Raw genomic sequence first — 14,685 nt, forward strand, 5'->3', positions numbered from 1 at the left:
TGTTTTTCTTTTACAACAATTTTGACAAGGTTCTTAAACTCAAAATAATAATTAAAATACCTACCAAAATCATCATGGGTTTCCTTTTAATTTTATTGACTAATAAAGCGGCGATTGGCGCGGCAATCACACCTCCTAAAATTAAACCTATAATAACCTGCCATCCTTGGATTCCTCCAAAAATCATAAATGTAATACCACTAGCAAAAGAAACCGCAAATTCAGCTGCATTCACAGAACCAATTGTGTATCTAGGATTTCTACCGCGTCCTAATAATGTAGAAGTAACAATTGGCCCCCATCCTCCACCTCCAACAGAATCCATGAATCCTCCAAAAGAAGCCAGAATATTCAATCGCTTTGTTTTCTTTTTAATAATGTTTTTTTGCATTGCCTTTCTGATAATTATAACCGCCAAAGCAATCATATACACCGCAATAAAAGGCTTTATTGCATCTCCATCAATTACATCTGATAGCAAATAAGCTCCAGTAATCGAACCCAAAACTCCTGGTATCAACAAATGTTTTACTAATTTTTTATTGATATTTCCAAATCGATGATGCGAAATCGCAGAAGCACCGGTTGTAAACATTTCGGCAACATGAACACCTGTACTACTGATGGCTGGTGGAATTCCATATGCTAATAAAAAAGAAGTTGAAGTAGCTCCGTAGCCCATTCCTAAAGTCCCATCTACCAGCTGTGCAAAAATCCCAATGCAGAAAAAGATTAAAAATTCTTGATTCAACCCAGCAATCAAACTATTCCATGAAAATTCAGCGTGATGATTGTAAACCAATGTAGCAATTAATCCAATTAATAAGGCAACCGGAATAATAACCCACAAACGTTCTTTAAATGTAATTTCAGGTTTTAAGGAGACCCTATGTTCTACTGCTTCTTTATTCATATTCTATGGAAAATCAACTTGTATTAATAATTATCTATTACCCTATAGGAAAGCTAGATTAATATGCAAAAATACCACTTTTTGCTTAACTACAAAACTTATTTAAAAAAATGTTTGTTAAAATGCAATATCCGCTAGGGTATTATTTTCCAATATCATCAGGGTATTGTCTCGCACTTCGGTCATTAATTTCCGAACGGCGCAAGTAGTTTCATCAGCACAGTCTGCACAAGGCTCATAAAAATTATGGCTGGCACAAGGAAGTAATGCAATAGGTCCCTCTAGAGTGCGATACACATGGGCCATATTTATTTCCTTAGGATCTTTTATCAAATAATAGCCTCCGCCTTTTCCTTTTTTGGCTCCTAAAAAACCAGAATGGCGTAACAGTAGTAAAATACTTTCTAAAAACTTAATCGAAATAGTCTCGCTTCTTGCTATTTCAGCAATTTGTATCGGTGTTTGATCTTTCTGGCGTGCCAAAAAAGTCAATGCTTTTATTCCGTATTTAGTTTTCTTTGAAAGCATAGTTGATTTTTGATTGAGATAAATGATTTCTGATTTTTTATGGTTTCAAATCAAAAAAACATATCCTTTTTACAACAACAAAAATATACTTTTTGAATGAAGAATGGTGAATGTAGATTAACGATTGTTGTTGGATGAGAAATCTGCAATTTAAAATCGTCTATCTACATTCAAAAATCTTTATGAAAGCGCTTGTTCCAAATCAGCAATTACATCCTTCACGGTTTCCAATCCAACAGAAACACGCACTAAACCATCGGTAATACTTACCGCTAAACGTTCCTCTACAGATAATTTACTGTGTGTTGTTGATGCAGGATGTGTTACAATGGTTCTCGTATCGCCTAAATTTGGTGATAAAGAGCATAGTTTTAATTTATCCAAAAAATTTCTTCCGGCTTCAAGACCGCCTTTTATTTCAAAAGCAACAATGTTTCCACCTAAAAGCATTTGTTTTTTGGCAATTTCATATTGCGGATGCGATTTCAAGAAAGGATATTTCACTTTATTAACCTGCGCATGGCTTTCCAGAAATTCAGCCACTTTCATGGCATTTTCACAATGTCTGTCTAAACGAATCGCCAACGTTTCTAAACTTTTTGATAATACCCAAGCATTAAATGGGGATAAAGAAGGGCCAGTAAGTCGAGAAAACAAATAGATTTTCTGAATCAATTCAGCATCACCAACAGTTATTCCTCCCAACACTCTTCCTTGACCGTCCATTAATTTTGTAGCGGAATGCACCACTAAATGCGCACCCCACTTTATCGGTTGTTGCAGATAAGGTGTAGCAAAACAGTTATCAATTACCAAAATCAGATTGTGTTTTTTAGCAATCGTTCCTAACAGTTCTAAATCGATAATATCAACAGCCGGATTGGTAGGTGATTCAGCAAAAAGAATCTTTGTATTTGGAGTAATAAAACTTTCAATCGTTTCTGACTTATTGATATCAAAATAGGAGGTTTCAATATTCCATTTTGGAAAATAATTGATGAATAAAGAATGTGTCGCTCCAAAAACACTACTGGAAGAAACTATATGATCACCCGATTTCAATAAAGCTGCCATGGTTGAATACACTGCTGCCATTCCTGAAGCAAAAGCAAAACCAGCTACAGCACCTTCCATTTTACAGACTTTGTCTACAAATTCATTCGTGTTTGGGTTGCTGTAACGGCTGTAAATATTTCTGTCTTTTTCCTCAGCAAAAGAAGCACGCATGTCTTCGGCATCTTCAAATACAAAACTGGACGTTAAGTACAAAGGCACAGAATGCTCTAAATATTGCGTTCTTTCTAATTGGGTGCGGATGGCTAAGGTTTCAAAACCAAATTCTTGTTCGTTCATTCTAATTGTTTAAAAAGTTTAAGGAGTAAAGTTATTGGAGTAATATTTCACCAATCATTTTATCCAAACTATAATGGTTTATTGTTTAAAACTACTTTATAGTGTATCGTCGCTGTTGGCTCTAATGTTTTAGAAACCGAACAGTATTTTTCGAAAGAAAGCTGCGCTGCTCTGGCTGCTTTTTCTTCATTAATAGGCCCCTCCAAAAAGAAAACCACGGTAATTTCCTTGAATGGTTTTGCTTCTCCTACTTGTACCCGTTCCCCTTCAACCTCAGCCTTAAAAGAGGTGATTTCTTGTCTTTGTTTTTTTAGAATCGAAATCATATCAATGGCGCTGCAACCTGCAACACCCATCAATACTAACTCCATTGGACTTGCACCCATGTCATTCCCGCCAAATTCAGGTCGGCTATCAACGTTTACTATATGCCCACGCTCGTTTTTTAATTCAAAGTGGAAATTGTCATTTACTCTGTTTAATGTTATTTTCATCTTGTATTTTTTTTATCTGAGATCAAAAATCATTAATCTGCAATCTTAAAGTATTACCCTTTATCCGATAATCTCAAAATATCCCCAAAAACACCTCTCGCCGTCACGGCTGATCCTGCGCCTGCGCCTTGAATAACGATGGGTCTGTCCCCATACGATTCCGTATAAATTTCGAAGAATGAATCAGAACCTTTCAATCCGCCTAAAGCGGTATCCGAAGGTACCGAAACTAATTTCACTTCGAGATCACCTTTATCATTTTGCAAATCACCCGATAATTCACCTATGTATCGCAACACGTGGTTTGGTTTTTGGTCGGCCTTTATTTTAGCATAAATTGGGTCGAGCTCCGTCAGTTTATTTAGGAAATCAGAAACATCACCTTCGCGCAAATGTTCTGGAATTAAATTCTGAATATTAATCTCTTCGAACTCATTTTGCAAGTCTAATTCTCTTGCTAAAATCAATAATTTTCTACCAACGTCGTTTCCACATAAATCTTCTCTTGGATCGGGTTCCGTATACCCATTGTCAATAGCTTCCTTTAAAATCTCGCTAAACGGAGCATCTTTGGCAGAAAAATTATTGAATAAATAACTCAATGTTCCTGAAAAAACACCCTTAATTTTCGTAATATTCTCTCCTGAAAGGTGTAGTAATTTAATAGTATCAATTAAAGGCAATCCCGCTCCAACATTGGTTTCATAAAGATAACTCTTTTGATTATCTGCCAATACTTTTCGCAATTTTTTATAAAAACTATAACTTAGTGTATTTGCAACTTTATTGGATGAAATCAAATCAAAACTGCTTTCTACTAAAGAAATGTAGTTCTCGACAAATGCAGTGCTTGCGGTGTTATCAATCGCAATTAGATTCTCCAAGTGATGCTCATTTGCATACGCAATCACATCGTTAATGGTATATGAAAAGCCGTTATTCTGGATTTCATTTTTCCAATTTGGCGTTACTCCATTTTTATTTAGAAGTACATTACTTGAATTGGCGATTGCAAAAACATTCAATTTGATGTCTTTCCTTTTCTCAATAGCTGCAGCAGATTCCAATATTTGGTTAATCAATGTTCCACCCACTAATCCGTGACCAAAAATGGCAATATTAATTTTCTTGGAAACTCCAAAAATCTCTCCATGAATTACGTTTAAGGCTTTGTGAAGTTGTGATTTTTTCACCACCAAACTCACATTCTTACCCGTAACCGTATTATTGAAAAGTATGGGAACAATTTTATTTTTTATCAACGCCGTGTAAGGCTTATGAAACGTACTTAAATCCTGACCAATGATAGAAATTACCGAAACATCATCGGTAACCGTAATTTTATTGACATCTTTCGAATAAAAATCATTTTCAAACTCTTTTTCCAGTTCAATCATGGCTAAAGTAGCTTTATCAGCAGCCACCACCAAACCAATTCCTCGTTCAGAAGAACCTTGAGAAATGATACTTACGCTGATATTATTGTCACCCATCACTCTAAAAATTCGTGCATCAACACCCGTTTTTCCAAGCAATCCTCTTCCCTCTAAGTTCACTAAAGAAACATTTTCAAGCACCGAAAGTGTTTTAATCCCTTCTTTATTAGAATTGGATGTAATTAATGTCCCCTTATTTTCGTGGTTGAATGTATTCAAGATACGAAGCGGAATGCTTTTTTCCAGCAACGGAATTATAGTTTTGGCATGAAGAATTGTTGCACCAAAATTGGCTATTTCATTCGCTTCATTAAACGATAAATGATCGATTTTTTTTGCATCAATTACTAAATCCGGGTTGGCAGTATAAATTCCGTCAACGTGCGTGTAGTTTTGAAGCTCATCTGCATTCAAATAATTAGCAATTAATGAAGCCGTATAATTACTTCCATTTCTTCCTAAAGTAGTGGTATCATTATTAGTGTTGGAGCCAATAAAACCAGTAACTATATTTACTGTTGTACCATTATTTTGCTTGAAATAATGGATTACATTTTTCTTCGAAATTTGTTCCAAAGGTTGGGCATCGCCAAATTTAGAGTCGGTTTTTATTAATTCACGTGTATCGGCGAAACGAGCGTTTATACCTTTTTCAACCAATATAGCTGTCAATAATTTTGCAGAAAGCAATTCTCCTTTTGACAAAATCTGATCTTTAATTTTATTGCTGTAATCCCCAATTAAACTTACTCCTTCAAATAATTTTTCTAAAACATTGAATTCCTCCGACAAGTCTACTGCATGGTATTCATCTTGTTGGTAGGATTTAAATCCTTCAAATAACGGTTTGTAAGCACCGTTTTTAGAAGCCATTTTTAAAATTTCGTCCAACTCATCTGTAGCGTTTCCTCTTGCCGAAACCACTATTGCAATTTCCTCTCCTTGACTCACTTTATCAACAATAATAGCAACTACTTTATTGATTCCCTCACCATTCGATAATGATTTCCCTCCAAATTTTAATATTTTCATTCTGTTCGTTTTTTGGCTTAGAATAAATCCTGAAGCAAATTGTCTAATTGTTTGTATTCTATCAAAAAAGCATCGTGGCCGTGAATGGATACAATTTCTTGATAGGTGACATTATTTTTATATTTTTTTAATTCCTCGTAGGTTGCTTTATTTTCATTTGCAGTAAAAAACAAATCTGAATTGATGCCGATGATATGAATATCAGCTTCAATTTTTGACGTTATTTCTTCAAATGAATTTCTTTTTCTGGTAATATCAATAGTTTTCAGCAATTGATTCATCATTTTATACGACGAAATTTGAAAGCGTTTTTGCAATTTTTCGCCATGATGCAACAACCAACTTTCTATATTGAAAATAGCTAATTCGGCATTGGTGGTTCGCTGAAATTTTGCTGCAAAAGATTCTGGAGTTCGGTAACATAACATGGCATGAATTCTGGCATCTTCAATAGGTTTTGAAGAATTATTCAATATTTGTTCCTGTAAAAAGCAATTGGCTATCAACCAATCCGTCGATTTCCAATCGGTTGCAATCGGAATTAAGTGTTGGGTTATTTTTGGCTCCAAGGCCGCAATTTCCCATCCAATCCCTCCTCCTACGGAACCACCAATAATTGCATACAGTTGTTTTATTTTAAGAAAACGTAAGCCTTCAATAAAAATTCTGGCAATATCTCTAGCATTAAAATCCGCGTAGTTTTCAATGATAAAATCATCAAAACCATTTCCTGGAACATTAAATGCGAGTATTGTATATTTAGTAGTGTCTATCGTTTTATTTACACCAATTAAATCATTCCACCATCCGTTTTCTCCCACAACTTGGGAATTTCCGGTTAAGGCATGATTTACCAAAACTATTGGAGCGGTATGCAAAGCGGGACCAAAAACTTGATAACTTAAGTTTAAGGCGTCATGAAAAACCCCACTTTCGGTGGTGAAATTTTGTAAAGTACTAGATGTTGGTTTATTTTCCAATTTCAAATCTTTTATGATTTTTGATTTGTGTCTGGAAATATTAGAAAGAAAGCTAGAAGTGAACTAGAAGAATTCTTAGTGTTATCTTTCCTTTAGATTCTGAAATGATTCAGAATAAAGGTAGAATGCAGCACCTTCTTCGATAAATCGAAGGGTTGCTAAGGCTTCATCGGGTCTAATCCCTCTGCCTTTCTTTATAACATTTCAATACGTTTTTGAACTTAAAGATGCAAATTAACTACTATTTTTTTTAACAACCAAATTTTCAAGCAGATTCATTTCTCGATTGGAATTAAATAAAATCTAGAAATTACAAATACATTATTGTTATTCTGACGAAATAGAAAGTATCCCAAATGTTTTTTCTATCTCGTCAAAACAACATATTTTCGTGCTTTCTCCAGATTCCCAAAACCGAAAATAAATTCCGATTTCTTAAATAAATAATGTTTCATTCTCTTTTGAATACATTAGAAAAAGCAATGAATTAGGCACTTTTTTTTGTGCCAAAGCGTCATTCTTAGAAATCTCGAATCTAGGATGAATCAATTCGTTTTTAGAATCGTTCTCCTTTTCGTTTTTTCTTCTGAAATTAATACTTCTTAATAACTGAAATGTCTTTGGAAAATACTTTGTTGTGCTCATAATTTTTTAGGTTTTAGGTTTTTAAACTCTCTCTAGGTTTCATTATATTTATTATTTTAAAATTTGAAATACGTTGATAAAACAAAAAACCCTTTTAGATCTGTATCCAAAAGGGTTTAAAGTCGTATTATAAACTTACACTTTTGGAATCAACAGACGTAAATACCCATAATGGCATTAACACAAATCATAGTAGTGACTGTTAAATTATTTATTTTCTGGTTTTTTAGGTTATTCATTTATGCTTTTATTACTGTAAAAATTCATTCTATTTACTTGTATTCAAAAAAAAAGCTTCCCAATTTTAGGGAAGCTTTTGCTATATAATTTTAATTTAAAACTATACAATAAACAACCCACAGGATTTTACCTGAGTGACTTTAAAAATAGAATAGTTATTAAATTTCATCTTTGTATTTTTGATAATCAAATTTGCAAAATATTTTTTAAATATCCAACTAAGTTTCAAAAAATAACAGTAAAAATATTTTAATTCTTATTTTCTTTAATGAATAAAATGATGAAAAGATTTATACTCAAAAAAAAGTTAAGAATAATATGCAATTCAAAATGGTTTCATACATTTGCACCCGAATACAAGAGGAAAAATTTGAACTGATTGCAACCTCTTCATAATGAAATCAATTCATTATGAATACTGAAATTTTTTCAGTAGAAAAAATGCTAAAGCAGGAACCCTCCTTTAGTCCTTTTCAGCAATTATTTTTTCTCGCTTAATTTTAAAATAATAATTATTATGGCCTATTTATTTACGTCAGAATCTGTAAGCGAAGGACATCCAGACAAAATTGCAGATCAAATTTCAGACGCATTAATTGATAATTTTTTGGCATTTGATGCTGACTCAAAAGTAGCATGCGAAACTTTAGTAACTACCGGTCAGGTAATTTTGGCAGGTGAAGTAAAATCAAATACCTATTTAGACGTACAACAAATCGCTCGTGATGTAATCAAGAAAATTGGTTATACAAAAAGCGAATACATGTTTGAAGCCAATTCTTGTGGAATTCTTTCGGCGATTCACGAACAATCTGCTGACATTAACCAAGGTGTAGACAGAGCAAATCCTGAAGAGCAAGGTGCTGGTGACCAAGGAATGATGTTTGGTTATGCAACTAATGAAACGGAAAATTTCATGCCGTTGGCACTTGATTTATCTCATAAATTATTGCAGGAATTAGCTGTTTTAAGACGCGAAAACAACGAAATTACGTATTTACGTCCGGATGCTAAATCACAAGTAACTTTAGAATACAGCGATGACAATAAGCCTACCCGTATTGAAGCTATTGTAATTTCTACTCAACATGATGATTTTGATGAAGAAGCAACAATGCTTGCAAAAATCAAAAAAGATATCATCGAAATTTTGATTCCAAGAATCATTGCCAAAAATCCTGCACATGCGCATTTATTCAATGATGCAATCCAATACCATATCAACCCAACTGGAAAATTCGTAATTGGAGGTCCTCACGGAGATACTGGCTTAACAGGAAGAAAAATCATTGTGGACACTTACGGTGGAAAAGGCGCTCATGGTGGCGGTGCATTCTCTGGAAAAGATCCAAGTAAAGTGGACAGAAGTGCGGCTTATGCAACCCGTCATATCGCTAAAAACTTAGTGGCAGCGGGAGTTGCTGACGAGATTTTAGTACAGGTTTCTTACGCAATTGGTGTTGCAAAACCAATGGGTATTTTTATCGATACGTACGGAACATCAAAAGTGAATTTGACCAATGGTGAAATTGCCAAGAAAGTAGAAGCTATTTTTGACATGCGACCTTACTTTATCGAACAACGTTTGAAATTAAGAAATCCTATTTACAGTGAAACTGCTGCTTACGGGCACATGGGACGTACGCCAGAAACGGTAACTAAAACTTTTTCTGCTCCAGGTGGAAATGAAAAAACAGTTACTGTTGAATTGTTTACTTGGGAAAAATTAGATTTCGTAGACCAAGTTAAAACAGCATTTGGACTTTAATACGTTAGCATTTTATATTTAAACCCGCAATTCGATTGGATTGCGGGTTTTTTTTAGCCCTGATGGAAATGGAAATCCTTTGCTGAAAAAGATTGCAATATACAGTGGAATATTAGTTCCTACAAATTATACTTTAAAGAGAAGATCACATAGCGTGGCTGTACAATATATTGTGAGGTTCTGGTCGCAAACTGGCTGAAGTTATCGTCATTTAATGCAGTCGTATTCATTAAATTTGTTCCGCTTACTTTATATTCTAACTTCCTGCCTTTCTTTTGATAAATCAAGCTCGCACTTAAAAAATCATATTCATTATTGACCGTTTTAGTGTTGTTGTAATAATGATAAAATTCATACTCAGCCACAAAAGAAAAACTGTTCAGGAAAAAATAATCCAGTCTTGCAAAGGGTTTTTCCGTGTAAAAAATAGCATTATTATAATCATTCGTTACTACATTATATCCTAATTCCAGATTGGGCATATTCTTGTAATTTGTTGACGCTTTAAAAGTATAGTTTTGGGTAAAACTCTCGTTTGTTGATAACACATTATTTTGGATGTTATTGAATTTAGACCAATTAAGAGAAGCTCCAAAAGAGGCTTTGTAATTCTTTAAAAAGGAACGTCCGTACGAACCATTTCCGGACAAGGTTTCATCAGCAAAATCAGAATTGAATGGGGATGACGTTTGATTGACTCCGTTGAAAACGGCTCGGGTTTTTATAGCGTCTACCCTTTTAGAATACGTGGCAAAAGCAGTAATGTTCTCAAAATTGAACATGTTGTATTTAAAGTAACGCAACGAATGCACTTGTGCGATCGCGTTTTCTAAAAATCGATTTCCTTTGGTCAAGCTGTTATAATTGGAGAAAATAAATCCTTCGGCGAGTTGATTGATATCCGTAAAATTATTGGTGTACGAAAAATTATAGGTTAATGTTTCTGCTTTTTTAATTTGATAAATTGCTAACAAGTCTGGCAATACTCTGAAGAAATTTTGACTGTTACCGGTCCCTAATTGCTCATTTATCATGTTATAACTATGCAAGCTCGCTCCGGGAGTAAAAGTAAATTTTCCACTCAAAATCTTATAATGCAATCCCAAAAACGTATCATTGAAATTGTAATTCACATCATTTACATTGGCAATATTTTTTAAATTATTGACTGTTTCGTTATCCAAAATTTGAAAAATACCAGAATTAAAATTTTGATAAGAATACGTATTTCCTAGCGTCAGATTGATGTTGCTTTTTGGGGTTACCATATAATAATAATCCAATTTAGCATCCAGCTTGTTGGTTTTTACAAACCGACTTTGGTTGATGTCATTTCTATTTTGTCCCGAAATATATCCAGCCAAACTAAAGGGTTGTGATTGCAAATTAGCCTTGTAAAATGGATCTTCCTCTTGATACAAATGCTGCATTTCGAAAGCAAAAATATTTTTATCGCTTAGCGTGTAATACAAACTAAGATTCTGATTGAACGAAATTGGCTCTTGTTGTTTTACTGTATTTATATTTTCTGTATTGGCTTTATTGTTGACAATAGATTCCCTTAATAACGAATTATTCTCGTCCTGTTTGGAAAATTTAGCCAATATATCATAATCAAACTGAAACTTAGTAGTTGGTTTATAACTCGAGCTCAATTTGAATAATCCCAAATTACTTTTTTGATTTGCCGTTTCTTGACGATTTTCGGTAGAAAGAATTTCAGAAGAATTAGGTTGTAAAATATTCGTTTGCGATTTTGTTTCTAAATCCGTTAGCGAAGAGGAAAGAATCCCAAAACCACTTAACGTCCACTCTTTATTTACATTGTAGGAGAAATTTGTAGCTCCAAACCTGGATTCAATTTCCTTGGCTCGGTTATTTCTAAGTAATGAAATTCCCAAATCATTTGAAGAAACATTAAAACTGGAACCGCCTTTTTGCATCATACCTCTAAAACCACCCGTGAATTTAAAATAATCCTGAACGGTCAACGGCAATTCCCCAATATTATTAAAATTCGTAATTACGTTGATGCTGTATTTTGGGTTGTAATAAAACAATTTTGGATTTATTAAATAACGACTTTCTTCATGCGCTACTCCAATTGCTGCGGTCATATCCCCAAACCAGAAATTTTTCTTTCCTGATTTAAGTTTAATATTCATCGCAATATTATCCTGATTATTCTCTACTCCTTTTAACGCGCCAATTTCGCTATAGTTGCGTAACACTTGAATTTTATCAATGGCATCTGCCGGAATATTTTTCACCCCCAACTTGGTATCTCCATCAAAAAAGTCTTTGCCTTCTACCATTAATTTAGACACTTTTTTCCCTTCAACCTCAATTTCGCCATCAGCGTTGACCTCTACACCGGGTAATTTCTTGAGAATATCTTCTAGTTTCCGTTCCGTTCCAGATTTAAAAGAATCCGCATTATAAACAATAGTATCGCCTTTTATCGAAACAGGCATTTCCCGAACAATTTCAACACCATCCAATTCAATCCCGCCTTCTTCAAGGGTAATGTTTTTAAGGCTATTCTCTGAAGCAGTAATAATCTCCAGCTCTTTATTTTGCATTCCCAAATAACTAATTTTTAAACTATAGGCTGTATTTGGTTTTAAAGTAAGAAGAAACTTTCCCTTATCATTTGTTATGGCATAGGCATCCATTGTCTTTGTGGCTTTATTTACCGCCATCACATTGGCCATTTCAAGACCAACTGTTTTTGAATTAGTTATAAAACCTTCCAATTTAACGGATTGTGCAAAGGAAATTGAGGCAATAAAAAACAGGGCAACTACTATTGTATTTTTCATTTAATAAATTATAGATGAAATCGTATTGTGATGATTATAGACTCTAATTTGGCTTACTTTTAATTTCCAATTCTTATTCTCATTCCTCCATTTTCACCACGTCCTTGGTTCATGTCTCTGAACTCTTCCATTTTTTTCAATACAGTTTCATCAAATTCTTTTTGAGTCGTTACTTTTCCTTTTGTTGCTGCTTTTATTTCGGTTTTAACTTTAGGATTCAGAACCACTTTCGAACATAAAATAACTGTTTTACCGTCATTTACTTCTAATATTAAACCTGGTAATCCCCAATAATTTTCCGGCCCTTGATTCACTGGAATTTCTGGCGTATACCAAGCCGTAATGATCGTTTCTTTAGGCATCTCTAATGCATCCAAAAGACTTGTTTTCTTATTGGAATCTACTGATTTCGGGGTTGCGATATCTTCTTTTTTGGGTCTGAAGTTCCTAAAATCTGTTTTGCTTGCAACACGTACAGCAGTGGCCTTAAAACAATTGTAACCACCAATAACGCGGGTTTCTACTTCCATTTTCCACTGTAAGTTAGGCAAGGAGTCCTTTATCAGAAACTCTTTCCCCATAAATTCTTTATCAATGGTATAGGATTTCTCTTTCACATTTTTATAATAGGTTCCTCCACCGCCCGTCATAGACATCATCATGCGCATTCCACCAGCACCTTGACCCGGCGTATCTAGCTTTTCTTCTTCTTTGTATATCGAAGCCGATTTATCAAAATTAAGAATAAAAGTTTTTTCGAACATTTTTTTCATACTTTCCTCAATCCTTTTTTGCATGTCCGGAGTCATCTCTTTATTGCCTTCCATGCGTGTTTTAAAATCGGAGGTACTTGTTTTAGATTCGTAAATTGCCATTCCTTGAAATTCCTGAGCATGAAGTCCCATAAATGATGCGACTGTTACAACTAATGCGAAAATTACTTTATACATATTATTGGTTTTAAATAAATAAGACTGGGAAATAGTATTTTTGTTACAAGGATTCTGTTAAAATAACAATAAGACACCCCTAATTATATTAGGTTTAATCGTAATTTCGCTTTTATGAAGAAAGTAATGCTATTGCTAATTATCGCTTCGTTTTCTGTCGTATCAAGTCAGAACCAAAAATTAACTGCTCATAAAATCGATTCTATTCGTTTTGATGGAGATCAGTTTTTAGGATACGATCCTTTTGGTTTTTATTACACCATTAAAAATAATGTCTTTTCTAAAATTAACACGATAGGTACTTTAGAATATAAAAATATTTCTTTGGGCAAAATCTCAAAAGTTGACTTACAAAACCCATTAAAAATTGTTTTGTTCTACGAAAATTTCAATACTGTTGTTATATTAGACAATCAATTGAATGAAATTCAAAAAATAAATTTTTCAGAAAATACAATTCCAATTGTAGCTACTGCGATTGGAATCGCATCAATGAATCAATTGTGGATTTATAACAGTATGAATCAGCAATTGGGACTGTACGATTATTTAAACAAGGAGTACAAAACCATTTCAGTTCCTTTTGTAGGAAGCATCCAGAATTACTCTTCAGATTTCAATTTCTTCCATTGGGTTGACACTAAAAATAATTGGTACACTTGTGATATTTTTGGAAGAATAACAATCAAAGGTAAAATTCCTGATTTTGAATTGATTGCAATTATAAATAAAAATCAGTTTATGTATTCAAAAGACTCCCGTTTGTTTCTGCAGGATTTTGAAAAAGGTAAAAAAACTGAAATTGAAATTTCAGAAAAAACGTTTAAAAAATTCTATTACAAGGACCAAATTTTATCTATTTTTACATTCGAAGGAATTACAAATTATAAAATCATAATACCGTAATGCACATAGCAATAGCAGGAAACATTGGCTCTGGAAAGACAACTTTAACGCGCTTGTTAGCGAAACATTTTAAGTGGGAACCACATTATGAAGACGTTGTCGACAATCCGTACTTAGATGATTTTTACCATCAAATGGAACGTTGGTCGTTTAATTTACAGATTTATTTCTTAAATAGCCGTTTCCGTCAAGTGATGCAAATCCGTGAAAGCGGTAAAAAAATCATTCAGGACCGAACTATATATGAAGATGCCCATATTTTTGCTCCCAACCTATATGCCATGGGCTTGATGACCAATCGTGATTTTCAAAATTATTCTTCGCTATTTGAATTAATGGAATCTACGGTTAAAGCACCTGATTTATTGATTTATTTAAGAAGTTCTATCCCTAATTTAGTCGGGCAAATACACAAAAGAGGCCGTGAATACGAAAACTCAATATCCATTGATTATCTAAGCCGTTTGAACGAACGCTACGAAGGTTGGATTCAAACCTATGACAAAGGAAAACTACTAATCATTGATGTGGACAACATTAATTTTGTTGACAAACCCGAAGATTTAGGAACTATTTTTAACCGCATTGATGCTGAATTGAACGGATTGTTTTAGAACG

12 protein-coding genes and 1 riboswitch are annotated in these 14,685 nt (G+C 33.8%); of the genes, 3 read left to right on the forward strand and 9 right to left on the reverse strand.

Annotated elements, in window-relative coordinates; all coding sequences use genetic code 11:
- Positions 1-10: 10 nt before the first annotated feature.
- The 7 genes from AC0608_RS02375 to AC0608_RS02405 form a co-directional block, all read right to left on the reverse strand.
- Positions 11-913 carry a sulfite exporter TauE/SafE family protein gene (locus tag AC0608_RS02375; protein WP_417959331.1) on the reverse strand — a complete coding sequence of 301 codons (903 nt, stop codon included), beginning with the start codon at positions 911-913 and terminating at the stop codon, positions 11-13.
- Positions 914-1,030: 117 nt separating this feature from the next.
- Positions 1,031-1,441 (reverse strand): RrF2 family transcriptional regulator, encoded by a 411-nt coding sequence (locus AC0608_RS02380; RefSeq protein ID WP_417959330.1) that lies wholly within the window; start codon positions 1,439-1,441, stop codon positions 1,031-1,033.
- A 180-nt stretch (positions 1,442-1,621) separates the two neighbouring features.
- Positions 1,622-2,794, reverse strand: a complete 1,173-nt coding sequence (locus AC0608_RS02385) for a trans-sulfuration enzyme family protein (protein WP_478287995.1) — start codon at positions 2,792-2,794, stop codon at positions 1,622-1,624.
- 68 nt (positions 2,795-2,862) lie between these two features.
- Positions 2,863-3,288 carry an OsmC family protein gene (locus AC0608_RS02390; protein ID WP_417959328.1) on the reverse strand — a complete coding sequence of 142 codons (426 nt, stop codon included), beginning with the start codon at positions 3,286-3,288 and terminating at the stop codon, positions 2,863-2,865.
- Between the two features lie 53 nt (positions 3,289-3,341).
- A complete protein-coding gene (gene thrA, locus AC0608_RS02395) occupies positions 3,342-5,756 on the reverse strand; it encodes a bifunctional aspartate kinase/homoserine dehydrogenase I (RefSeq protein ID WP_478287996.1) in 2,415 nt (804 codons plus the stop codon).
- A gap of 17 nt (positions 5,757-5,773) precedes the next feature.
- Complete coding sequence (locus tag AC0608_RS02400; protein WP_478287997.1) at positions 5,774-6,736, reverse strand: alpha/beta fold hydrolase; 963 nt, start codon at positions 6,734-6,736, stop codon at positions 5,774-5,776.
- A 78-nt stretch (positions 6,737-6,814) separates the two neighbouring features.
- A riboswitch (SAM riboswitch) is annotated at positions 6,815-6,939 on the reverse strand.
- A gap of 232 nt (positions 6,940-7,171) precedes the next feature.
- On the reverse strand, positions 7,172-7,381 hold the full coding sequence (locus AC0608_RS02405) for a hypothetical protein (RefSeq protein WP_478287998.1): 210 nt from the start codon (positions 7,379-7,381) through the stop codon (positions 7,172-7,174).
- Between the two features lie 757 nt (positions 7,382-8,138).
- On the opposite strand from AC0608_RS02405, the gene metK reads away from it, so the two are divergent.
- On the forward strand, positions 8,139-9,389 hold the full coding sequence (gene metK, locus AC0608_RS02410; RefSeq protein WP_478287999.1) for a methionine adenosyltransferase: 1,251 nt from the start codon (positions 8,139-8,141) through the stop codon (positions 9,387-9,389).
- A 119-nt stretch (positions 9,390-9,508) separates the two neighbouring features.
- On the opposite strand, the gene AC0608_RS02415 is transcribed toward metK, so the two are convergent.
- On the reverse strand, positions 9,509-12,211 hold the full coding sequence (locus AC0608_RS02415) for a carboxypeptidase regulatory-like domain-containing protein (protein WP_478288000.1): 2,703 nt from the start codon (positions 12,209-12,211) through the stop codon (positions 9,509-9,511).
- A 59-nt stretch (positions 12,212-12,270) separates the two neighbouring features.
- Positions 12,271-13,161 carry a GLPGLI family protein gene (locus AC0608_RS02420; protein ID WP_478288001.1) on the reverse strand — a complete coding sequence of 297 codons (891 nt, stop codon included), beginning with the start codon at positions 13,159-13,161 and terminating at the stop codon, positions 12,271-12,273.
- A gap of 114 nt (positions 13,162-13,275) precedes the next feature.
- On the opposite strand from AC0608_RS02420, the gene AC0608_RS02425 reads away from it, so the two are divergent.
- Together AC0608_RS02425 and AC0608_RS02430 are read left to right on the forward strand one after the other, a co-directional pair.
- A complete protein-coding gene (locus AC0608_RS02425) occupies positions 13,276-14,067 on the forward strand; it encodes a hypothetical protein (protein WP_478288002.1) in 792 nt (263 codons plus the stop codon).
- Entirely contained in the window at positions 14,067-14,681 is a 615-nt protein-coding gene (locus tag AC0608_RS02430; RefSeq protein WP_417959320.1) for a deoxynucleoside kinase, read from the forward strand. The genes AC0608_RS02425 and AC0608_RS02430 overlap by 1 nt, the downstream gene beginning before the upstream one ends.
- The last annotated feature ends 4 nt before the right edge of the window (positions 14,682-14,685 follow it).

This window comes from Flavobacterium sp. GNP008 (assembly GCF_056428965.1).

Excerpts from the sequence above, each read along its gene's own strand:
- metK (WP_478287999.1), top strand. The coding sequence starts at position 8,139 with ATGGCCTATTTATTTACGTCAGAATCTGTAAGCGAAGGACATCCAGAC.
- thrA (WP_478287996.1), bottom strand. The coding sequence starts at position 5,756 with ATGAAAATATTAAAATTTGGAGGGAAATCATTATCGAATGGTGAGGGA.
- AC0608_RS02420 (WP_478288001.1), bottom strand. The coding sequence starts at position 13,161 with ATGTATAAAGTAATTTTCGCATTAGTTGTAACAGTCGCATCATTTATG.
- AC0608_RS02425 (WP_478288002.1), top strand. The coding sequence starts at position 13,276 with ATGAAGAAAGTAATGCTATTGCTAATTATCGCTTCGTTTTCTGTCGTA.
- AC0608_RS02390 (WP_417959328.1), bottom strand. The coding sequence starts at position 3,288 with ATGAAAATAACATTAAACAGAGTAAATGACAATTTCCACTTTGAATTA.
- AC0608_RS02385 (WP_478287995.1), bottom strand. The coding sequence starts at position 2,794 with ATGAACGAACAAGAATTTGGTTTTGAAACCTTAGCCATCCGCACCCAA.
- AC0608_RS02375 (WP_417959331.1), bottom strand. The coding sequence starts at position 913 with ATGAATAAAGAAGCAGTAGAACATAGGGTCTCCTTAAAACCTGAAATT.
- AC0608_RS02415 (WP_478288000.1), bottom strand. The coding sequence starts at position 12,211 with ATGAAAAATACAATAGTAGTTGCCCTGTTTTTTATTGCCTCAATTTCC.
- AC0608_RS02380 (WP_417959330.1), bottom strand. The coding sequence starts at position 1,441 with ATGCTTTCAAAGAAAACTAAATACGGAATAAAAGCATTGACTTTTTTG.
- AC0608_RS02430 (WP_417959320.1), top strand. The coding sequence starts at position 14,067 with ATGCACATAGCAATAGCAGGAAACATTGGCTCTGGAAAGACAACTTTA.
- AC0608_RS02405 (WP_478287998.1), bottom strand. The coding sequence starts at position 7,381 with ATGAGCACAACAAAGTATTTTCCAAAGACATTTCAGTTATTAAGAAGT.